This window comes from Oleiphilus sp. HI0067 (assembly GCF_001635735.1).
The window spans coordinates 1-20,381 of sequence record NZ_LWFI01001476.1 but is presented as its reverse complement, the minus strand read 5'-3'; the positions used below and the strand labels follow the sequence as shown (position 1 = coordinate 20,381).

At 44.2% G+C, this 20,381-nt stretch carries 21 protein-coding genes and 1 tRNA gene; 16 read left to right on the top strand and 6 right to left on the bottom strand.

Annotated features, from left to right (window positions below):
• The 9 genes from infC to A3739_RS24020 all read left to right on the top strand — a co-directional run bounded on the left by infC (position 1) and on the right by A3739_RS24020 (position 6,469).
• On the top strand, positions 1-519 hold the full coding sequence (gene infC / locus A3739_RS24060) for a translation initiation factor IF-3 (RefSeq protein WP_068476613.1): 519 nt from the start codon (positions 1-3) through the stop codon (positions 517-519).
• Between the two features lie 76 nt (positions 520-595).
• Positions 596-787 (top strand): 50S ribosomal protein L35, encoded by a 192-nt coding sequence (gene rpmI / locus A3739_RS24055; RefSeq protein ID WP_068476610.1) that lies wholly within the window; start codon positions 596-598, stop codon positions 785-787.
• A gap of 32 nt (positions 788-819) precedes the next feature.
• Complete coding sequence (rplT, locus tag A3739_RS24050) at positions 820-1,179, top strand: 50S ribosomal protein L20 (protein WP_068476609.1); 360 nt, start codon at positions 820-822, stop codon at positions 1,177-1,179.
• 113 nt (positions 1,180-1,292) lie between these two features.
• Positions 1,293-2,291 (top strand): phenylalanine--tRNA ligase subunit alpha, encoded by a 999-nt coding sequence (gene pheS, locus A3739_RS24045; protein WP_068476607.1) that lies wholly within the window; start codon positions 1,293-1,295, stop codon positions 2,289-2,291.
• A gap of 20 nt (positions 2,292-2,311) precedes the next feature.
• A complete protein-coding gene (gene pheT, locus A3739_RS24040) occupies positions 2,312-4,684 on the top strand; it encodes a phenylalanine--tRNA ligase subunit beta (RefSeq protein ID WP_068476604.1) in 2,373 nt (790 codons plus the stop codon).
• A gap of 3 nt (positions 4,685-4,687) precedes the next feature.
• On the top strand, positions 4,688-4,990 hold the full coding sequence (gene ihfA, locus A3739_RS24035) for an integration host factor subunit alpha (RefSeq protein WP_068503101.1): 303 nt from the start codon (positions 4,688-4,690) through the stop codon (positions 4,988-4,990).
• Positions 4,971-5,327: a MerR family transcriptional regulator gene (locus A3739_RS24030; protein ID WP_068476600.1), complete on the top strand. Its 357-nt coding sequence runs from the start codon at positions 4,971-4,973 to the stop codon at positions 5,325-5,327. Before ihfA ends, A3739_RS24030 begins: the two co-directional genes overlap by 20 nt.
• Positions 5,328-5,452: 125 nt before the next feature.
• Positions 5,453-5,529, top strand: a tRNA-Pro gene (locus tag A3739_RS24025).
• 49 nt (positions 5,530-5,578) lie between these two features.
• Positions 5,579-6,469, top strand: a complete 891-nt coding sequence (locus A3739_RS24020) for an AEC family transporter (RefSeq protein WP_068476598.1) — start codon at positions 5,579-5,581, stop codon at positions 6,467-6,469.
• Positions 6,470-6,487: 18 nt separating this feature from the next.
• Here A3739_RS24020 and A3739_RS24015 read toward each other — a convergent pair whose 3' ends face one another.
• Positions 6,488-7,390, bottom strand: coding sequence for a M23 family metallopeptidase (locus A3739_RS24015; protein WP_068476596.1), 903 nt, complete (start codon positions 7,388-7,390; stop codon positions 6,488-6,490).
• Complete coding sequence (locus A3739_RS24010; protein ID WP_068476593.1) at positions 7,381-7,848, bottom strand: DUF4124 domain-containing protein; 468 nt, start codon at positions 7,846-7,848, stop codon at positions 7,381-7,383. The genes A3739_RS24015 and A3739_RS24010 overlap by 10 nt, the downstream gene beginning before the upstream one ends.
• Positions 7,849-8,034: 186 nt before the next feature.
• Between A3739_RS24010 and A3739_RS24005 the strand changes: the two genes are divergently transcribed.
• Positions 8,035-9,792 (top strand): amidohydrolase family protein, encoded by a 1,758-nt coding sequence (locus A3739_RS24005; protein ID WP_068476591.1) that lies wholly within the window; start codon positions 8,035-8,037, stop codon positions 9,790-9,792.
• A 2-nt stretch (positions 9,793-9,794) separates the two neighbouring features.
• Complete coding sequence (locus tag A3739_RS24000) at positions 9,795-10,577, top strand: alpha/beta fold hydrolase (protein WP_068476589.1); 783 nt, start codon at positions 9,795-9,797, stop codon at positions 10,575-10,577.
• A gap of 40 nt (positions 10,578-10,617) precedes the next feature.
• Here the strand turns inward: A3739_RS24000 and A3739_RS23995 are convergent, their stop codons facing one another.
• Positions 10,618-11,334: a YebC/PmpR family DNA-binding transcriptional regulator gene (locus tag A3739_RS23995; RefSeq protein WP_068476587.1), complete on the bottom strand. Its 717-nt coding sequence runs from the start codon at positions 11,332-11,334 to the stop codon at positions 10,618-10,620.
• 246 nt (positions 11,335-11,580) lie between these two features.
• Here A3739_RS23995 and A3739_RS23990 point away from each other — a divergent pair, with 246 nt between their 5' ends.
• The 4 genes from A3739_RS23990 to gnd all read left to right on the top strand — a co-directional run bounded on the left by A3739_RS23990 (position 11,581) and on the right by gnd (position 16,075).
• Positions 11,581-12,246: a PEP-CTERM sorting domain-containing protein gene (locus tag A3739_RS23990; RefSeq protein ID WP_068476586.1), complete on the top strand. Its 666-nt coding sequence runs from the start codon at positions 11,581-11,583 to the stop codon at positions 12,244-12,246.
• A 136-nt stretch (positions 12,247-12,382) separates the two neighbouring features.
• The gene (gene zwf / locus A3739_RS23985; protein ID WP_068476584.1) at positions 12,383-13,882 is read left to right on the top strand and encodes a glucose-6-phosphate dehydrogenase; all 1,500 of its coding nucleotides are present in this window, start codon (positions 12,383-12,385) and stop codon (positions 13,880-13,882) included.
• A gap of 12 nt (positions 13,883-13,894) precedes the next feature.
• Positions 13,895-14,617 (top strand): 6-phosphogluconolactonase, encoded by a 723-nt coding sequence (gene pgl, locus A3739_RS23980; RefSeq protein WP_068476582.1) that lies wholly within the window; start codon positions 13,895-13,897, stop codon positions 14,615-14,617.
• 9 nt (positions 14,618-14,626) lie between these two features.
• Complete coding sequence (gnd, locus tag A3739_RS23975; RefSeq protein WP_068476580.1) at positions 14,627-16,075, top strand: decarboxylating NADP(+)-dependent phosphogluconate dehydrogenase; 1,449 nt, start codon at positions 14,627-14,629, stop codon at positions 16,073-16,075.
• 27 nt (positions 16,076-16,102) lie between these two features.
• Here the strand turns inward: gnd and A3739_RS23970 are convergent, their stop codons facing one another.
• The 3 genes from A3739_RS23970 to A3739_RS23960 form a co-directional block, all read right to left on the bottom strand.
• Positions 16,103-16,870 (bottom strand): polyphosphate kinase 2 family protein, encoded by a 768-nt coding sequence (locus tag A3739_RS23970; RefSeq protein WP_068476578.1) that lies wholly within the window; start codon positions 16,868-16,870, stop codon positions 16,103-16,105.
• An 88-nt stretch (positions 16,871-16,958) separates the two neighbouring features.
• Entirely contained in the window at positions 16,959-17,939 is a 981-nt protein-coding gene (locus tag A3739_RS23965; RefSeq protein WP_068476576.1) for an MDR family oxidoreductase, read from the bottom strand.
• 112 nt (positions 17,940-18,051) lie between these two features.
• Complete coding sequence (locus A3739_RS23960) at positions 18,052-19,968, bottom strand: methyl-accepting chemotaxis protein (protein WP_068476574.1); 1,917 nt, start codon at positions 19,966-19,968, stop codon at positions 18,052-18,054.
• A 61-nt stretch (positions 19,969-20,029) separates the two neighbouring features.
• Between A3739_RS23960 and A3739_RS23955 the strand changes: the two genes are divergently transcribed.
• On the top strand, positions 20,030-20,381 hold a 352-nt coding region (locus A3739_RS23955), incomplete at its 3' end, for a DMT family transporter (protein ID WP_156502803.1).

Sequence of the window (20,381 nt, the reverse complement as noted above, 5' to 3'; positions counted from 1 at the left end):
ATGGGGAAGGCGAAGAAGGCCACCATTAATGAGAATATCGTAGCGGACGAAGTACGTTTAATTGCAGAGGATGGCGAACAAGTTGGTATCGTGCCTCTTAAAGATGCTCTTGCAAGAGCGGAAAGCGTGTCTTTGGATCTTGTTCAGATTGCAGATAGCGATCCTGTTGTGTGTAAAATCATGGACTACGGCAAGAAGATATTCGAAGAGAAAAAACAAAAGGCAGCTCAGCGCAAGAAGCAAAAGCAGACCCAAGTTAAAGAAATTAAGTTAAGGCCAGGGACGGAAGAAGGGGATTATCAGGTAAAACTGCGCAACCTGATACGTTTCCTTGAAAATGGGGACAAGGCTAAGGTGACGATTCGTTATCGAGGTCGTGAAATGGCCCATCAGGAGATCGGCATGCAAGCACTTGAAAGGATCGAACGTGATCTTGAAGAGTACGGCACTGTCGAACAGCGACCAAAAATGGAAGGTCGTCAAATGATGATGGTTCTAGCCCCTAAAAAGAGAAAGTAAAACACAGCTGTGGTTACTCGCCACAACTAGGCGCTTTGTTTTACTCAAATATTGATCCAATGCGGAGTGAGTTATTATGCCTAAGATGAAAGTAAAAAGCGGTGCGGCTAAACGCTTTAAAAAGACAGCCAACGGATTCAAGCATAAGCAATCCTTTACTAGCCACATTTTGACCAAAAAGTCGCCAAAGCGTAAGCGTCAGCTTCGCGGTTGCAAGCAAGTTGCAGACGCGGATCAAGCGTCAATCAAGCGCATGTTGCGTATCTAATTGGTTCAAAAAATTTAGTTTAGGAGAACACTATGCCTCGCGTAAAACGTGGAGTTACCGCGCACCGTCGCCACAAGAAAGTATTAAAGCAAGCTAAAGGTTACTACGGAGCTCGTAGCCGAGTATTTCGTGTAGCTAAACAAGCAGTTATCAAAGCTGGTCAATATGCATACCGTGACCGTAAGCAGCGTAAGCGTCAATTCCGTCAATTGTGGATTGCACGTATCAATGCTGGTGCGCGTTTGAACGGTTTGTCATACAGCCGTCTTATTGCTGGCTTGAAAAAATCAAACGTTGAAATCGATCGTAAAGTTCTTGCAGATCTCGCAATGAACGATGCGCCTGTATTTGCAGCGGTTGTTGAAAAGGCTAAATCAGCATTAGCTAACTAAAAGCCGTTTGTGAGGAACTGTTGAAAAGCTAATTTAGATTCAGCAGCCCGCACGAATCGAGCACATTTTAATAGGGGGCTATGCCCCCTATTTTTGTTTTCGGAGAACAATAAATGGAAAACCTAGATCAACTCGTCCAGAGCGCGAACAAGGCGGTATCCGACGCCTCTACTATCGCTGAACTGGATCAGGTACGCGTTGATTATCTTGGTAAGAAAGGCCAAATCACTGCATTACTTAAAGGTCTTGGCAAGCTAGATCCAGCAGAGCGACCAGCAGCTGGTGCTAAGATCAATGAGGCCAAAGAAGCCGTCATGGCTAACCTCAGTACTAAAAAAGATTCTATGGAACAGAAAGCGCTTGAAGCACAGCTCATGTCTGAAGCGGTTGATGTTACCTTGCCTGGTCGAGCTACCGACCTTGGCGGCCTTCACCCGGTAACAAAAACGATGCGTCGAATTGAATCGTTTTTTGCTAAGGCGGGTTATTCAGTTGAAGTGGGTCCTGAGATCGAAGACGACTACCACAACTTTGAAGCGCTTAATATTCCTGGGCATCACCCAGCGAGAGCGATGCATGACACCTTCTACTTCAACGCCAATACTCTTTTGCGTACGCACACTTCACCTGTGCAAGTTCGCACGATGGAAAAGGGTGAACCTCCATTTCGTATGATTTGTCCTGGACGAGTTTATCGTTGTGACTCAGATCAAACGCATACACCGATGTTCCACCAAGTAGAAGGTTTATTGGTTGAGGAAAAAGTTAGTTTTGCCGACCTTAAATCAACGATTGAAGAGTTCTTAAAAGTCTTCTTTGAAAAAGATTTAGAAGTGCGTTTCCGTCCTTCATATTTCCCTTTCACAGAACCATCGGCTGAAGTCGACATCGAATGGGGGCGCAATGCAGACGGCTCTATTAAGTGGCTTGAAGTAATGGGATGTGGAATGGTGCACCCGAAAGTTTTTGAAGCTAGCGGCATTGATGCAGAGAAGTATTCTGGCTTTGCATTTGGTCTTGGTGTTGAGCGTTTAGCCATGCTCCGCTATGGCGTAAATGACTTAAGAATGTTCTTTGAAAACGATCTTCGTTTTCTTCAACAATTTAATTAAAAATAGAAAGTGGAATCTCAATGAAGTTCAGCGAACAATGGCTTAGAGAGTGGGTAAATCCTGCAATTGAAACCGAAGCACTTTTGCATCAAGTTACGATGGCAGGCCTTGAGGTCGATGGTATAGAACGTGTTGCAGGCGAGTTTAGTGGCGTTGTCGTGGCAGAGATCCTTTCTGCTGAACAGCACCCGGATGCTGACAAACTCAGAGTTTGTCAGGTGAGTGATGGCAAAGAAACATTTAATGTGGTGTGCGGAGCTCCGAATGCGCGCGCAGGCATCAAGATTCCTTTTGCTCAAGTTGGTGCGCTATTGCCAGGTAATTTTAAAATCAAGAAAGCGAAACTAAGAGGCGTAGAGTCTTTTGGGATGTTATGTGCAGAAGCGGAACTTGGTTTGGCAGAAAGCTCAGATGGTTTGATGGAATTGCCGCTCGATGCACCTTTAGGTGAATCGGTGTATGAATGGCTAAAGCTCGATGACAACACGATCGAAGTTGATTTGACTCCAAATCGTAGTGATTGTCTCTCAATTGCAGGCCTTGCGCGTGAAGTCGGCGTTTTGAACAAAGAAGCGGTTTCCGCTCCGGTTGTTAATGCACTTAGCGCGACCATTGATGATACCTTCCCGGTCTCACTGACGGCCTCCGAAGCTTGCCCTAAGTATTTAGGACGTGTCATTCGTGGCGTAAATCCAAATGCTGAAACACCATTATGGATGGCAGAGAAACTTCGTCGTTGTGGTCTCCGTAGCATTGAACCCGCTGTTGATGTAACAAATTACATTTTGCTTGAGCTGGGTCAACCTATGCACGCATTCGATTTGAATACATTGAATGGTTCAATCGACGTACGTTTCGCCAAAGCTGGTGAAAAGTTAACGCTCCTAGATGGCCAAGAAGCAGAACTCAGAGATGATACTTTGGTGATTGCTGATGAGAAAGGACCTCTTGCGATGGCTGGCATTATGGGCGGTCAAGACACTGGCGTGACCTCGAAGACTCAAGATGTTTTTCTTGAGTGTGCGTTTTTCTCTCCTTTGGCTATTGCTGGCAAAGCGCGTTCATATGGTCTTCATACTGATTCTTCGCATCGTTATGAGCGAGGTGTCGACCATGAATTGCAACGTACTGCTATGGAACGTGCGACAGAATTACTGCTCCAGATTATGGGCGGCGAAGCTGGTCCAGTTGTTGATACTTCAGATACAGCTAATTTGCCTGAAAAGAGAACGGTACGGTTACGCGCCGAGAAACTTGAGTCTCTGCTAGGTATTTCTATTCCGAGTGATGAGGTTGTAGACATTCTTACTCGCTTAGGTTTGGAGCTTCTTTCAAGTGACGACGTATCGTGGGAGTTTGCGATTCCATCCTATCGTTTCGATATTTCCATCGAGCCAGATTTGGTTGAAGAGGTAGGTCGAATTTATGGTTATAACAATCTTCCTAAAACGACCACTCAAGGCGGATTAAATCTAGTTGCTGATGATGAAGCGACCACGCCTTATCACGTCCTTGAAGATAAGTTGGTAAGTCTCGGTTATCAGGAGGCAATAACGTACAGCTTTGTTGAGCAAACGCAGCAAGATGCATTGGCTCCGAATGAAACGGCAATTCCTTTAGCAAACCCAATCTCGACAGATATGGGCGTAATGCGCACTTCGCTCTGGACTGGTCTACTGAATGCCGCTTCATATAATCAGAAGCGTCAACAATCACGAATTAAGTTCTTCGAAACCGGACTCAAGTTTATTGATGTCGATGGTGAGATTGTTCAAACGCGAATGCTCTCGGGCGTTGTCGTCGGAAATGTCGCTGAAGAAAACTGGTGTAACGAAAAACGTGTTGTTGATTTTTATGATGTGAAAGCTGATTTAGAGGCACTACTCTTTAGTATTGATAAATCAGTCGCGTTTGAGAAAGGTCAAAATAGTGCTTTGCACCCTGGCCAGAGCGCTCAGATTGTGAAGCAAGGTGAAATTATTGGTTATTTCGGTAAATTACACCCTAAATTGCAAAAAACTTTCGATTTGAATGGCTCAGTCTTTCTCTTTGAACTACGCTTAGATGAAACAGTAAAAGGCCAAGTGTCTAATTTTACTGAAGTTTCGAAGTATCCTGGTGTAAGACGCGATCTAGCGATTCTTATAAAAAGTGATGTTTCTTACCAGGATATTGAATCAGTAGTTCGCGAAAATGCGGGTGAAGACTTAGTCGATTTGAACGTGTTTGATGTATATGTTGGCGACAACCTAGGTGATGGTTTGAAGAGCATCGCGATGGGGATGAGTTGGCAGCGTGTGGATCGTACGTTGAATGACGAAGAGATAACTCAATCGTTTGACAAGGTTGTCACTGCACTTTCTGCGAGGTTTGATGCAAAAATAAGGAGTTAGAGCATGGGAGCTTTGACCAAAGCAGATATGGCGGAAAGCCTATATGAGGAAGTTGGTTTGAATAAGCGCGAATCCAAAGAGATGGTTGAAGCGTTTTTTGAAGAGATTTGTGATGCCTTGGCCCACAATGAACAAGTCAAACTTTCTGGTTTTGGTAACTTCGATCTACGCGATAAGAAACAGCGCCCGGGCAGAAATCCCAAAACGGGGGAAGAGATTCCCATTTCTGCTCGTCGTGTGGTAACGTTTAGACCCGGTCAAAAATTAAAAGCAAAAGTAGAAGAATATGCTGGAACCCAGTCATAATCACGAATTGCCGGTTATTCCCGGAAAGCGTTACTTCACAATTGGTGAAGTAAGCGAACTATGTGGCGTCAAAGCCCACGTACTTAGATATTGGGAGCAAGAATTCCCTCAGCTATCGCCTGTTAAACGTCGCGGAAACCGACGTTATTATCAGCGCCAAGATGTCTTGATGATCCGACAGATTAGAAGTCTGTTGTATGATGAAGGTTATACCATTGGCGGAGCGAAGCAGAAGTTGGCGAGTGATTCGGATGGTTCTGATAACGAAAAACCAAATCAGCTAATCAAAGAAATGATTGCTGAGTTGGAAGAAGTATTGGAAGTTCTAAACGCTTAAATTTTCGCGCCTCTTACAACATTATAAAAGCACGCTTCGGCGTGCTTTTTTGTGTATCAGGTTTATTTCTTTTTGGGCCTAAGTTATTATTGCGCCGTCTCACAAACGCTCGTTTGTAGTCTCTTCGGGATGTAGCGCAGCCTGGTAGCGCACCTGCATGGGGTGTAGGTGGTCGGAGGTTCAAATCCTCTCATCCCGACCATTTTTCTTTTCTAAAGTTGTTTCTCTTTGAATCGATTTGGAACATCGTAATGGAATTGTTCGATCGCATAATCGGAATACTCGGACCAATCATTTTAATTGTGGGAGTTGGTTTTTTCTTTGCGAAAAAATCACAGCCTGATTTGTCAGTTGTGAATAAGCTGAATTTAAATCTATTTACTCCTTTTCTAATTTTTTCAGTACTGTCGCAAAAAAATATTGAGCTTGATCAGTATTTGCTATTCTCATTTGTTGCGGTGTTGGTTGTACTCCTACCTGGTCTGTTATCGATCCCTTTAACGAAGCGTTTAGGTGTTTCTTGGAGAACTTTTCTTCCTCCAATGATGTTTCGAAACTCTGGAAACTTAGGGTTGCCGATACTGTTACTTGCATTTGGCGAACAGGCTATCGCAGCAGCTGTGATTTTATTTTTGATTGAAAATACACTGCATTTTTCTTTGGGAATGCGGATGTTAAGAACAGAATCATCTTTATTATCGTTACTGAAAATCCCGATCTTGCAAGCAACGCTCGTGGGTGTTGTGGTCGCTTATTTAGATTTTTCTGTGCCGCAACCAGTAGCTATTGGCGTTGAAATGCTAGGTCAGATATCCATCCCGCTAATGCTGTTATCGCTAGGTGCGCGAATGGCCCAAACGCAACTTTCTGATATCCGTCTCGGGCTCGTTTCAGCAATCTGGGCACCACTTTCTGGCTTATTGAGTTTGGCATTGGTGCTCGCAATGGTTTTGCCTTTCACAGGTTTATCGAAAGATCTCATTGCGATGCTTGTGATCTTTGCCGCTTTGCCTCCAGCAGTACTGAATTTTTTGATCGCAGAGCAGTTGAATCAAGAGCCTGATCGTGTTGCATCTATCGTGTTGTTAGGAAATCTATCGGCGCTTATTACTCTCCCGATCGTGTTCACTTTTGTCCTTTAATGAATCTAATTACGCTTTTTAGCGTGACGGTTTTAACCACATGCCTTGTTTTGGTTTTACAGTGGAGCCATCAGATTGTATGAATCGGAAGGGCACAGATTTCATCGTACCTTGGTCGTTGTATTGAATCACAAAGTGTAAATGTGGGCCGGTCGAAAAACCTGAGTTACCAGAGCGACCAAGCAAATCGCCAGCTTTGACTTTATCTCCTACTGCGACATCTATCTTGCCCATTAATAAGTGGCCGTAAATGGCATAGGTGCCATCTTCATGAAGTACTTGCACGTAATTAGCTTTGTCTAGAAAAAAGCCGCTATTGGTCCCTGCGTAGGAATAGTTGTTTTTAATGCTGATTACGATGCCATCGCGCGCAGCGCTAATTGGTGTTGCAATGGGCATGGCGATATCCACAGCATGTATTTGAGGTTCCTGTGCATGGCTGAAGCGCCCGTTGAAACCTTGAGAAACCTCTAAAAGGCGGTGGCCTTTGAACGGAACAAGGTAAGTTGCAGTGGCGTCTGGTCTTGTATGTGGATCTCCGAGTATGCACCAGAATTCTATCTCGTTTGTACGCATGTGAGTGCGATCAGTTTGCAAGATAACTGTGTTTGAGAATGCTTGAACAAGGTAAGTGTTAGGTTCTTCCTCGGGTAATTGAACTTCGCAATGAACTGAGGTGAGTAGCTTGTTCTCGATACGAAACTCCGCCTTGTCCCCGGTGATAGTTTTGCTTAATGAAACCTCTGGAGGAGAATCTTTTTTCGTCTTTCTTATGTTGATGGATTGAGCGTTTTTGGCCTCAGGCTTTTTATCTGTAAAAAGCCAGTTTCCATTCGCGTCCTGGTATTTGTATATCTTTGCAACAACATGTTGCGAAACGAGGATAAAGGAAAGAGCAAGAGCGCTAATTATTATTTGCACGTTCTTTGAATCTCTGCGCGTAAGTCTTTTTCGCGTTGTTTCCGTTCTTGTTCTGTTACTTTCACGAATTCACCGTGTTCATCATAAAAAACGACGGGACCTTGAATGTCGGCTAGACGCTTCGCAGCTTCTTCACAATACTTCTTTTTGGCGGCTTGAATTTCGGCATTTTGTTTTTCTAAGAGAATTTTTTGCTCTGCGGCTTGGATTTTTTCAGCACGCCATTGTTCTTTGGCATTCTTAACCATTTCAGGATTGCTGAGATCTGTTGAGATATTAAGAGGCTGGATGTCATCACTGATATTTGTAGCTGATGTTCCAGTTGGAGGTCGATCTCCAAAGTGCGTTTTACCTTCATCATCGACCCACTTATAGACTTGTCCGTGCGCGAAATTAGTCAACATGATGCTAAAAGTGCAGGCTATGAGGTATAGGTTTTTGTTGCGTCGATTTGGCATTTAAAGTCCTTTTAAAGCGTTCTTCCTTAATGAATGAAATATGCTACGTGGCGCAAAAACTTCTAACAAGTCCGATTTCATCAATTATTTGTGATGGGCTAGAAGTATCGTCATTCCTAAATTAGTGTTTACTTCAATCAAGTTACGCATTGACTCGTAAAAAAATAAAAATACGGGGGAGGAAATATGGCTCAGTTCGATATTGCGATCAATCATGGGATCTTGTTTGATGGCTCAAAATCTCATTCAAAGATAAAACATGTCGGGATCAAGGATGGTGTCGTGGCACAGTTGAGTGATCAGCCGATTACGTCAGCAGATAGTGTCATCGATGCTTCAGGAAAATGGGTGACCCCCGGATTTATCGATACACATACACACTATGATGCAGAGTTGATTGCGTCGCCGGGCTTGAAAGAATCTGTTCGCCATGGCGTCACGACGGTCACTATAGGCAATTGTTCCATTAGCATGACGTCATTAGATGCTGAGGATTGCTCTGATCTATTTACGCGTGTTGAGTCTGTTCCCAGAGAACATGTTCTTCCCTTGTTGAAGGAAAAGAAAACTTGGACCAACGTAAGTGAGTACGTTGAATTTCTAGAACAGCATCCTCTAGGGCCAAACATTAGTAGCTTTATTGGTCATTCTGAAATTAGGGCTGCTGTCTTAGGTTTGGGGCGTGCAGTAGATCGCAACGCAGATATTTCAGAGCATGAATATCAAAAGATGGAATCCATGCTGGATGACGCCTTGAAACACGGTTTGCTAGGTATGTCAGCCATGACGACGTCTTGGGACAAGTTAGATGGAGATCGTTATCGTAGCGCTTCACTGCCTTCGACCTATGCTAAGTGGAAAGAATTTCGTCGTCTAAATGCTGTGCTACGTAAGTATGATGCGATTCATCAAGGCGCACCCAACATCGTCACAAAGGTAAATATGTTCCTTTTCTTCTGGGAAAGTATGGGGCTATTTTTCAGAAAGCCACTCAAGACAACCTTGATTTCTTTGATGGATTTGAAAGCCAATCCAATGCTTGTATCGGTTGTTGCGCCAATTACACGTTTGATCAATAAGCTAGGTAAAGCTGATTTTCGTTGGCAATCTTTACCCAACCCGTTTGAGGTATATGCCGATGGCATCGACTTAGTTATTTTTGAAGAGTTTGGTGCAGGTGAGGCAGCCTTGCATTTAAGAGATGAAGTTGAGCGTAATATCTTAATGAAAGATGAAGGGTATCGACGAAGATTCCGAAAAGAATATGACAAAAAATGGGGGCCTCGTGTTTGGCAGCGAGACTTCAATGACGCAACGATTGTTGAGTGCCCAGATCAGAGCTTAAAAGGTATGAGTTTCGGGCAGGTCGCAAAGCAGCGTTCTCTGCATCCTGTTGATGTGTTTCTTGATTTGGTTGTCGAATATGGAACGCAGTTGCGCTGGCATACCGTGATCGCAAACTATAGGCATTCAAAGTTAGAGAAGTTAGTAAGCGAAAAAAGCCTGTTAATTAGTTTTGCAGATTCTGGGGCGCATATTCGTAATATGGCCTATTACAACTTCCCTCTGCGTTTGTTGAAGCTTGTGCGCGATGCAGGGAAAGAGGGGCGCCATATTATGACTATGGAGGAAGCTATTTGGCGTGTAACTGGTGAACTAGCAGATTGGTTCAATATCGATGCGGGCTATATTCGAGAAGGCAGTCGTGCTGATATCGTTGTACTTGACCCAGAAGGACTGGACCAAGAGCTAGATTTATACCATGAAGCGCCTATTGAAGAGTTTGGCAATATAGATCGCATGGTTAACCGTAATCCAGGCTTGGTAGATGCTGTGCTTATTAACGGAAATATAGCGTTTGAGAACGAAGAAATTGTCGAGAGCCTCGGTAAAGAGCGAGCCTTCGGTCAGTTCTTAAGAGCGGCTTCAGGTACTCAGGTGTAAATATGTTTGTTGAAGTTGGCAATGCTCCGATTTATGTCGATGTGGTAGGTGAGGGAGAGCCTGCTTTATTTTTGCATGGAGTTCCCGATTCAGCGGAACTATGGCGGCCTCTTCTAAAAGAGGTGTCGTCTGACTATCGATGTTATTTAACGGATCTTCCCGGTTTTTATCGCTCTGAAATTCCTCAGGATTATCGTTTCGAGTTGAAAGCGTATGGGCAGTATGTAAATCAGCTTGTTGAGACCTTGGAAATTCCTACGCCATTCACGCTTGTCGCACATGACTGGGGCGGGATTTTTGCCTTGTCTTTCGCGTGTCAGTTTCCCGAGAAAGTGAAACGTGTTGTTGGTGGATCTTTCCCTTTTAGTCATCTGTATAAGTGGCACCCTTGGGCGAGAGTTTGGCAAACGCCAATACTCGGAGAGTTATCCATGCTACTGGCGAACAAGCACGTTTTTCGATGGGAAATGAAGCGCGGAGGAGCGTTGCTAACGACAGAGCAGATAGATCACACTTACTCCCATAAACTGTCACAATGGAAGACTAGATCGACCATTTTGAAATTGTATCGCTCTGCCGATCCACGCAAGTTTTTGGTGTTTCAAAATGACCTTGAGCGCTTATCTGCTCGATGCAATATTGAGGCTGTTTGGGGGCAGAAAGATAAATATGTTCCGAGTTACATGGCAGATATGATGCACGCGCATACGAAAAACATATTGCCGGAAGCGGGGCACTGGGTGCCTTTGGAGGCACCCGAAGAGCTAGCGGCAGTATTGCGTTAAAATTTGGAGCACTCTGCCGTTGAGTTTATTAATTTAAGCATTAAAGCTCAGCGTTGTGGTAGACGTTTTGTACGTCATCTAAGTCGTTAAGCATATCTAAGAACTTCTCAAACATTTCAACATCATCACCGCTTACTGGTGTGGTCGTTTGAGGTACAAATTGAATTTCATCAACGTCGAATTCAATTTCGCCTAGTGCGTCAATGAGCGCTTGTTTTGCTTTGAAAGACTCTGTGTGTGGTGCAAATACGGTAATTTTCCCGTCTTCTGCCTCGACGTCAGTTACGTCCACATCTGCTTCCATGAGGGCTTCTAATACTGCATCTTCATCGTCTCCAGAAAACACAAGAATGGCGCTATGGTCAAACATATGGTTAACGGCGCCTTGTGTACCAATTTTCGCTTTCGTTTTGGTGAAGCATTGGCGAACATCGCCAAAGGTGCGATTTGGATTGTCAGTTAAGCATTCAACAATGACCATGCAATTGCCTGGACCAAATCCTTCGTAGCGTGCTGGAGAGTAGTCTTCACCACCACCGCCTTTTGCTTTGTCGATAGCTTTATCAATAACATGCGTTGGAACCTGATCTTTCTTTGCGCGATCAATTAAGCTACGAAGCGCAAGATTTCCATCGGGGTCGATGCCGCCCGCTTTTGCGACAACATAAATCTCACGACCATATTTACTGTAAACCTTTGTTTTGGCTGCAGCAGTTTTCGCCATTGACTCTTTGCGGTTTTGAAAGGCTCTACCCATTACCAGATTCCTTAACGTTGATCTAAAAGCGGGCTTATTCTACAGCGATTTGAACCGAAACTAAATTTCTCGTCCACAAATTCGCAAACTTCATTCTAAGTGTCGAAATAATTTACATCTTTGATTTCCTGGTCTTTTCCACTTTTTCTTTAATGCATGAAAAACATCACAAAAATATTAGTTGGCCTCAATCATGCTTGTTTATAGCTATTGTTCTTTATAGTGTGTAGTAATAAGGGAAAAATAATGAAAACGTTAAAAAAGGCATTCGCTGCTGCTGCGTTCTTAGTTGCTTCAACGGCTAACGCGACATTGATCGATTTTACGAACGATGATCATTGGGCGAGTAATGGAGAAAAAACTGCCTCTCACACATATGATAGCGGTCTCGAAGTTACAATCACTTCGCATCCTGGTGCATTTACAAATAAAACCGAAGGCAAAGCATGTTCGACTGCTTTGACTGGGTTGATGTGCCAAACTGACGGCTTAGGTGTTCGTGATGACGAAATTTCCTTTGGGAACGAGTATATCAAAGTTGAATTCAGCCAGTCAGTTGATGTTGATTGGATTGCATTTTTAGACTTATTTATCGAAGGACCTAACCTGAATACACCAGAGCTTGCCAAAGTTCGAGTTAACGGTGATGAAAATTCTGTGTTTGGCTTTGAGGGTGATCAAACTCGAAATACAGTTGGTTGGTTCCAAACAAGCGGCGATAACTTTTTCAGCGGTGTAACCATGTTGGAGTTTTTTGCAGATGCAAATTCAGGCGATGAAATCAGTCCGGGCAATACCGATTTCGCACTAGCAGCGATCAATGTCACTGAAGTTTCTGAGCCAGGTACATTGGCCTTAATGGGGCTAGGTGTGCTGGCCTTAGTTGGTGCTCGTAAGCGTATACGCTCGTAATAGCGAATGATTGAAAAAAACCGGCTTAATGCCGGTTTTTTTGTGCATGTTGTTTTTGATGCTTGTGTATCGATTTGCACAGTACTAGAGTGAGCTAAGCACCATCGCTGGTTGACTATGAGATAAGGAGAGCTCCTTGCGTGTCACGGAAAATAGTTGCTTGGTCATTTTTGGCGCCTCAGGAGACTTAGCCGCACGAAAACTGATTCCCGCCTTACTGCATTTATTTCAAGCTAAATACCTACCAGAAGACCTCTATGTTCTGGGCGTTAGTCGTTCAGATTACGATGATCAACGCTACAGAGAACGTTTGCTTGCTTTTATTGAGCAAGAAACTGAGATTGATCACTCAGTCGTTATCGAGTTTTTGGAGCGGGTTTATTATCACGCAATGGACCCCGCAAGCGAGAGTGCTTATCCATCTCTTAAGCAAAGGCTCAGTCATCTCGCTACTGAGCATAATACTTCGAACAATGTTCTTTATTACCTGGCGACACCTCCTAGCTTATTTCAGGTGATTCCTGAACATCTTTCGCAACATGGAATGACGCAGGCAGAATCTGGCTATAAACGCTTGGTAGTCGAAAAGCCAATAGGATACGACTTGTGTTCAGCAGAAGAATTAGATGCCTCGTTACATCATTATTTTGATGAAGAGCAGATCTATCGCATTGATCATTACCTAGGAAAAGAAACCGTACAAAACTTACTAGTGTTTCGTTTTGCGAATGGCATGTTTGAACCTCTCTGGGGGCGCCATTATGTGGAATACGTCGAAATAACTGGAGCAGAATCTCTTGGTGTGGAGGGACGCGGCGGATATTACGAAAATGCAGGCGCTTTACGAGATATGTTCCAAAATCATTTGCTGCAGGTATTGGCAATGGTTGCTATGGAGCCGCCGATGGCGATTAATGGCGATGCTGTGCGTGATGAAGTGGCTAAGTTGTTGCAAAGTTTGCATCCATTAAGTTCTGACGATTTGGAGAATAATTTGGTCTTAGGACAATATACCGAATCGAAAGTCCGAGGAAATGCGCTGTTGGGATACCGACAAGAAGAAGGCGTTGCTCAAGATTCTCGCACCGAAACCTTCGTTGCTTTAAAGTTGCATATCAATAATTCCCGTTGGAATGGCGTGCCATTTTTTATTCGATCAGGTAAACGTTTGCCAACTCGCGTAACAGAGGTAGTGATTCATTTCAAACCTAGCCCTCACCCTGTGTTCACGGATAAAGCCCCCAAAAATAAGCTGGTCATAAGGATTCAACCTGATGAAGGGATTGTGATGAAGTTTGGTTTGAAGCGGCCTGGAGCTGGCTTTGAAGCAGAGGAAGTCGCTATGGATTTTCATTATCAAGATTTGGGTGAAACCAAGCTGTTGAGCGCTTATGAACGTTTATTGTTAGATGCGTTAAATGGCGATTCCACTTTATTTGCACGCAGTGATGCTGTTCGCGCGTGTTGGAAGTATGTCGAGCCCATACTGCAATATAAATCATTGTCGCCCGCGTTATACGGATATGCTTCGGGTACTTGGGGGCCAAAAGAAGCGTTCGATTTGATGGCAAGAGACGGCTTTGAGTGGCGTTATCCTTGCAGGAATTTAACTGATACTGATTACTGTGAACTGTGAGAACCAATATCGATGTTTGAGATTAAGGTCTACAACGAGGTAGATGAATTACTAGAACACCTTGCTGAGCAATTGATGGCATATAGCTTGCGAAGTAAGCCCTACCATATTGCTTTGTCAGGGGGCAGCACGCCGAAAGCGCTGTACGCGTTGTTGGCGATGGAGCCTTTTAATAGTGCAATTTGCTGGGATAACTTGCACTTTTGGTGGGGCGATGAGCGTATGGTTGAAAAAGAAAGTGCCCAAAGTAATTTTGGTGAAGCTTATCGTACACTGTTCCAACACGTTCCAATCCCAGAAGAAAACCTCCATCCAATAAATGGTGCAAATGAATTATCGATAGAGCAAGTGCATGCGGAAGAGGAGATTGTTTCCAAGCTTGATAAGCATGAAGGTCGCCCATGTTTTGATTGGGTGTTACTGGGTTTAGGTGAAGATGGTCATACTGCATCTCTATTTCCAGGGCAGGTAGATTACGAAGCACAGAGTAATTGGGTTGCAGCAACACATCCCGAAACAGGAGAGGTGCGCTTGTCATTGTCGGCCGAGACTTTATGCAATGCTCGATCCATTGCCTTTGTCGTGACCGGGGCAAACAAAGCAGAAATCGTGCGAGATGTGTTTGGTGACGAAGAAGAATCTGAGCAATATCCAGCAGCGAATATTTTTGCCTTTGATGGTGAGACGCAATGGTTGCTCGATGAAGCGGCGGCAAGTTTACTGGTCAACGATTAAGAGGCTGATATGAGTGCAGACATTGGTGTAATTGGCTTAGCAGTAATGGGGCAAAACCTCATTCTAAATATGGATAATCATGGCTTTGAAGTGGTGGCGTATAACCGCAGCAAAGACAAAGTCAGCGCGTTTTTATCAGGCGCAGCAAAAGGAACAAACATCAAAGGCGCTCACTCTATCGAAGAGCTAGTGAATGCTTTAAGCACTCCTCGCAAGATCATGCTGATGGTTAGAGCGGGGCAAGTTGTTGACGACGTTATTGCGCAACTAATCCCTCATCTGGAGCAGGGTGACATCATCATTGATGGTGGGAATTCTAATTTCGAAGATAGCTCTCGAAGACTGAAAGAACTCTCAGAACAAGGCATTTTATTTTTGGGCGCAGGCGTTTCTGGTGGTGAGGAGGGGGCTCGTCATGGACCGTCGATTATGCCCGGTGGAAGTCAGGAAGCATGGCCTCACCTTAAACCGATACTGCAATCGATTGCTGCCAAAACCAGAAGTGGTGAGCCGTGTTGTGATTGGGTCGGACAAGGTGGTGCCGGACATTTTGTAAAAATGGTGCATAACGGCATTGAATATGGCGACATGCAATTAATTGCTGAGTCTTATGATTTCTTGCGCATAGTTCTAGGGCTTAATAATGACGAGATTTCTGCCGTTTTAGGACGGTGGAATGAGACAGAATTAGACAGCTACTTAGTTGAAATCAGTCGCGATATTTTGGCGTTCAAAGACGAGCAAGGTAATCATTTGCTTGATCGTATTCTCGATAAGGCTGGTCAAAAAGGGACGGGTAAATGGACTGGAATCAACGCACTAGATTTAGGTGTTCCGTTGACCTTAATCAGCGAGTCGGTTTTTGCACGTTGTATTTCTGCTTTGAAAGATCAGCGCACAATTGCATCTAAGCATTTCTCTAAACCTAGTGTTGAAATTCCTGATAACAAAGATGAGTGGATAGAGATAGCGCGTAAGGCTTTGTTGGCATCAAAGATTATCTCATATGCTCAAGGTTTTATGCTGATGAAAGCAGCGTCAGACGAGCATGGCTGGGAACTTAACTATGGCAATGTCGCATTGATGTGGCGCGAAGGCTGTATTATTCGTAGTGTATTTTTAGAACAAATTCGTGATGCTTTCGCCTCTGATGGTCAGCTCGATTTTCTAGGCTTAGCTCCTTACTTTAATGAGATCTTGCAAGATTGTTTACCTGCGTGGCGAAAGCTAGTGGCCAAGTCGGTTGAGAGTGGAGTACCGGTGCCATGTATTGGCTCAGCGCTAAGTTTTATTGAGGCTTATAGTCGCGAAAAACTACCTGCAAATTTGATCCAAGCGCAGCGAGATTACTTCGGGGCGCATACCTATCAGTTAGACGGTGATGAAACTCAACAGTACTATCACACTGATTGGACTGGGCGAGGTGGAGATACTTCGTCGTCGAGTTATGATGTGTAGCGTATTGGTTGATAAGAATTTCAATCGTTAAGGCAGATATTTAGTCGCCAATTTTTCTACTTCAGGTTTCAGTAATTCAACTTGTTCCGTGTCGATATGGGCATTTAATCGTTTGGCGATATGTTTCATCGCGTTGATGCGGGCATATCGTTTGTTGTTTGCCGCTACTATATGCCAAGGGTTTTTCTTGCCATCAGTTTTATCCAGCATGTCCTCAAATGCTTGTTGGTAACTGTCCCAGTTTTGTCGATTTAATATATCTTCACTTGTGATTTTCCAGCGCTTCTTAGGGTTTTCTATACGCTCTTTGAAACGTTTGAGTTGCTCGTCTTTTGAGATGCTCAAAAACAACTTAATGACAATGACGCCGTCATTGATAAGCAGTTTTTCAAACTGAGAAATTTCTTTGTATGCGCGTTGCCATCTTTTGTGGGGGGTAAGGTTGTCAACACGTTCGACGAGAACGCGTCCGTACCAAGATCGGTCAAAAATTGAAACTTCCCCACGCTTTGGAAGTAAACGCCAGAAGCGCTGCATGTAATGTTCTTCTAGCTCATCAATACTTGGTGCCCCAATTGGATGAACACGAACCCCTCTAGGGTCCATAAACTCGGTCATATGGCGAATCATGCCGCCTTTGCCAGCGGCATCAATACCTTCAACTACAACCACGCAGCGCATATTTTGATTGTATAAGCCATGCTGCAGCGTCATTAACTGTAGCTGCAGCTTTTCTAGTTTCTTCTCGTACTCTTTCTTATCCAGCTCCGGATGTTCAAGTTTTTGAAGTTTCATTGCGAGCCTGTTTCACGCTATTTATGTCGCGTTAAGTATGGCATCTTTTTTTGGGACTTCTGCAACGATTACAATTTAGAACAAAGCGCTAAAGCTTGACGATTACACGACCTGTGACATCACCCTTAGTGATACGATCGGCATATTCTGGCACTTGTTTAAGTTCAATTGTCTCACTCGCTTGCTCGTAGAAACTTTGTGGTAAAAGTTCGGTGAGTTGTTTCCAAGCAGTCGTTCTCTTTTCGATAGGGCACATAACTGAATCAATACCCTGAAGTCGCACATTTCGTAAAATAAAAGGCATCACCGTTGTAGGGAGTCCAAAACCTCCGGCAAGACCACAGCAAGCGACCACGCCATTGTAATGTGTTTGAGCAATCGCTTTAGCTAGTACCTTGTCTCCAACGGTATCAATGACACCTGCCCAACGTTGCTTTTCTAAAGGTTTTGCGGCTTCTTCTAATTCAGATCGTTCAATTAGTTCAGTGGCACCTAATTGCGTCAGGTGTGCAGTGTTTTGCGCTATTCGACCACTGCATGCAGTGACCTCGTATCCAAGAGCATGAAGTAGAGTGATGGCAGTTGAGCCGACTCCACCGCTTGCTCCTGTGACTAAGATTTTTCCTGACTCAGGTTTGATGCCACTCTCTATCAGAGCATCAACGCAGAGCATTGCAGTTAATCCCGCAGTACCAATAATCATACTTTGAGATGCGCTTAAGCCCTCAGGTAAGGGGACAAGGAGGTTTGCGTCTAAACGTGCTTTTTCAGCCAAGCCGCCGCCCCGAGTTTCACCTACACCCCAGCCGGTTAGTACAACTGAATCTCCAACGTTGTAGGCATCGCTTGATGTTTCGATAATTCTGCCTGCGAAATCGATACCCGGAATCATTGGGAAGTCGCGAATGATTCTTCCTTTGCCAGTAATGGCTAGGCCATCTTTGTAATTGATAGATGAATAATCGACCGCGACAATTGTGTCGCCGTCAGGCAATTGACTTTCGTCTATTTGCGCTACGTGTGCAACGGTTGTTTTGCTTTCTTGATAAAGCATCAATGCAGAGAACATCAAGGCACCTTATTGAATTCGAGTATGGGGATTTAAACCAACGCTAATCGTAACATTATCTTTATTGAGTTACTTGCGGAAGCTAAAGGCAGGGCGAACCTGCCTTTGTGGTTTAGTACTTAAAGTTGCCCACTAGATGAGCGAGTGTTTGTGACTGCGAAGAGAGGTTTTCGCATGACATCGCATTCTCTTTTGAACGAGAGTTGGTTTGGTTTGCCATATCGTTGATGGCAACAATATGCTGGTTTAAATCCTCTACAACACTCGACTGTTGTTCCGTTGCCGTTGCAACTTGGAAGGACATGTCAGAAATGCTTTGGATGGCTATGCGAATCGATTCAAGAGATGCATTGATCTCTTGAGAGCCGGTAACAACCAGTTCGCAGCGTTGTTTGCCCGCTTCCATTGCCTGAACAGCATTGCTCGAGCCCTGTTCAAGTCGAGAGATCATCTCATTAATCTCTTCGGTCGATTCTTGCGTGCGTTTTGCAAGCATTCGTACTTCATCTGCAACGACAGCAAAACCACGACCTTGTTCACCTGCTCGAGCTGCTTCTATTGCCGCGTTAAGAGCAAGTAAATTAGTTTGCTCTGAAATGCCCGCAATGACTTCAAGCGTAGAACTGATTTTATGTATGTCTTCCGCTAACTCTGAAATAACATTGGATGCATCTGCTAGCTCTCCATCCAAGCTTTGAATTTCGCTGACTGTTTGGCTCACTGCAGATTGGCTTTGGTTTGCTTCATTTGCTGAATTGCTGCTGGCATCTGCTGTGTGTGTGGCGTTTTGAGCGATCTCTTTTACCGTTGCTCCCATTTCGGTAATGGCAGTGGCAACCATGTTCACGCTCTGTAATTGCTCGCTCGAGCCTTGTTCGGTTTGACGGGCAGAATTCGACACATCTATGGCAACCTGATTAACGGTGGATGACGTTTGAGATATTTGTTCAACGAGGGAAGCCATCTTGTCCATGAATTGATTAAAAGACTGCGCGAGCTGGCCGAGTTCGTCGCTGCGATTACTCTCAAGACGTTGCGTAAGATCTGCATCACCGTCGGCGATGGAGGCAAGTACCTCAGCGGTGGTTCTAATAGGTTTACTCAATGAATTTGCGATCAGGGCGATGATCGCGACGATGATCGCGATCAGAATTACATTCAAAATGATCATAGCGTTGGTTGTGTTACTGATGGCTGCATACACTTCACTGCTTGGGATTTCGGCAATAATGTACCAGTCTAAACTCGGAATATAACGTGAAGCGAGAATCGTATCAGAACCGGTTTCAAGGATGATTCGCCCTTCCTTGTTTAGGAGAGATTCTGAGAAGTTCTTTGTCTTTTCTTGCGTGCTTAGGTTCGCACTACCGGCAAGCGATGTCTCAGGATGAACACGAACTTGGCCCTCTCCATCGACTAAATATACAAACCCATTTTCGCCGATTGAATAGTTTTGAATCAGCTTCGATAATTCCTCAACAGTAATACCGACGCCCGTCACCGCCTTGCCAGACTGAACACGATAGTTGACGAACAGGGTGAAGATTCCTGTGGTAGTATCTTGGTCTAAATCTAGGCTGAAAGTGTTTGGAGAGTCTAGGAAGCTATAAAGCCAGCCATCGTTTGCGCGACTAACGGATCGTAGAATACCTCCGCCAGTGTAATAGTTTTCAGATTCCGCTGAGACTAAGAAGCTAAATTTAGCGCCTGTGCTGGCTTGGATTTGCGCTAAATAGTTTGCCAGATCAGGTTGGCCATCAGCGCTTTCGCCTTGTTTTATCCAGTCATTAATATAGGCATTACTGGCCATATTTTTTGCTGTATTCAGCGGCAGGGCAATTTGAAGCTCAAGCTCGTTCGATAAACTAGATAATATGGCGGGGATTTCAGTTTCTCCGACGCGCTTTGTAGTACTAGAGCTCACCAAATAGTTAGTGATGAGCATAGATATTGCCATCGAAATAATAAGCGCTGAGCTCATGATAAGTATGAGCTTGTTTTTTATATTAAGTTGTTTCCAGCTGAACATTTTTTGTTCCTCATATTGTTCAACAGAAAGTATAGATGCATTTCAAAATTGAGAGAGCTAGATGCATATGAATTTTTCTATCGGATTGCGCTATATGCTTCTGAGCGCTTTGGGGTTCTCGTTGATGGCTGTTTGTGTAAAGCTGGCATTCGAGGATGGTATTCCAGTGCTACAAATTGTGGCAGCGCGAGCGCTGGTGTCTCTGCTCCTTAGCTACTTTTTTGCCAAGCGAAAAGGCTTGTCTGTTTTAGGGAGTCATCGAGGTCTATTGTTTGCGCGAGGTTTTGTTGGTGCAGTGGCCTTGCTTGCTGTATACAGTGCATTGACTCGTCTTCCTCTTGCCGAAGCCACGATGCTTCAATATTTACACCCTGTTTTCGTCGCAGTACTAGCTTTGTTTTTTTTAGCCGAGC

Excerpts from the sequence above, each read along its gene's own strand:
- infC (WP_068476613.1), top strand. The coding sequence starts at position 1 with ATGGGGAAGGCGAAGAAGGCCACCATTAATGAGAATATCGTAGCGGAC.
- rpmI (WP_068476610.1), top strand. The coding sequence starts at position 596 with ATGCCTAAGATGAAAGTAAAAAGCGGTGCGGCTAAACGCTTTAAAAAG.
- rplT (WP_068476609.1), top strand. The coding sequence starts at position 820 with ATGCCTCGCGTAAAACGTGGAGTTACCGCGCACCGTCGCCACAAGAAA.
- pheS (WP_068476607.1), top strand. The coding sequence starts at position 1,293 with ATGGAAAACCTAGATCAACTCGTCCAGAGCGCGAACAAGGCGGTATCC.
- pheT (WP_068476604.1), top strand. The coding sequence starts at position 2,312 with ATGAAGTTCAGCGAACAATGGCTTAGAGAGTGGGTAAATCCTGCAATT.
- ihfA (WP_068503101.1), top strand. The coding sequence starts at position 4,688 with ATGGGAGCTTTGACCAAAGCAGATATGGCGGAAAGCCTATATGAGGAA.
- A3739_RS24030 (WP_068476600.1), top strand. The coding sequence starts at position 4,971 with ATGCTGGAACCCAGTCATAATCACGAATTGCCGGTTATTCCCGGAAAG.
- A3739_RS24020 (WP_068476598.1), top strand. The coding sequence starts at position 5,579 with ATGGAATTGTTCGATCGCATAATCGGAATACTCGGACCAATCATTTTA.
- A3739_RS24010 (WP_068476593.1), bottom strand. The coding sequence starts at position 7,848 with ATGCCAAATCGACGCAACAAAAACCTATACCTCATAGCCTGCACTTTT.
- A3739_RS24005 (WP_068476591.1), top strand. The coding sequence starts at position 8,035 with ATGGCTCAGTTCGATATTGCGATCAATCATGGGATCTTGTTTGATGGC.
- A3739_RS24000 (WP_068476589.1), top strand. The coding sequence starts at position 9,795 with ATGTTTGTTGAAGTTGGCAATGCTCCGATTTATGTCGATGTGGTAGGT.
- A3739_RS23995 (WP_068476587.1), bottom strand. The coding sequence starts at position 11,334 with ATGGGTAGAGCCTTTCAAAACCGCAAAGAGTCAATGGCGAAAACTGCT.
- A3739_RS23990 (WP_068476586.1), top strand. The coding sequence starts at position 11,581 with ATGAAAACGTTAAAAAAGGCATTCGCTGCTGCTGCGTTCTTAGTTGCT.
- pgl (WP_068476582.1), top strand. The coding sequence starts at position 13,895 with ATGTTTGAGATTAAGGTCTACAACGAGGTAGATGAATTACTAGAACAC.
- gnd (WP_068476580.1), top strand. The coding sequence starts at position 14,627 with ATGAGTGCAGACATTGGTGTAATTGGCTTAGCAGTAATGGGGCAAAAC.
- A3739_RS23970 (WP_068476578.1), bottom strand. The coding sequence starts at position 16,870 with ATGAAACTTCAAAAACTTGAACATCCGGAGCTGGATAAGAAAGAGTAC.
- A3739_RS23965 (WP_068476576.1), bottom strand. The coding sequence starts at position 17,939 with ATGTTCTCTGCATTGATGCTTTATCAAGAAAGCAAAACAACCGTTGCA.
- A3739_RS23960 (WP_068476574.1), bottom strand. The coding sequence starts at position 19,968 with ATGTTCAGCTGGAAACAACTTAATATAAAAAACAAGCTCATACTTATC.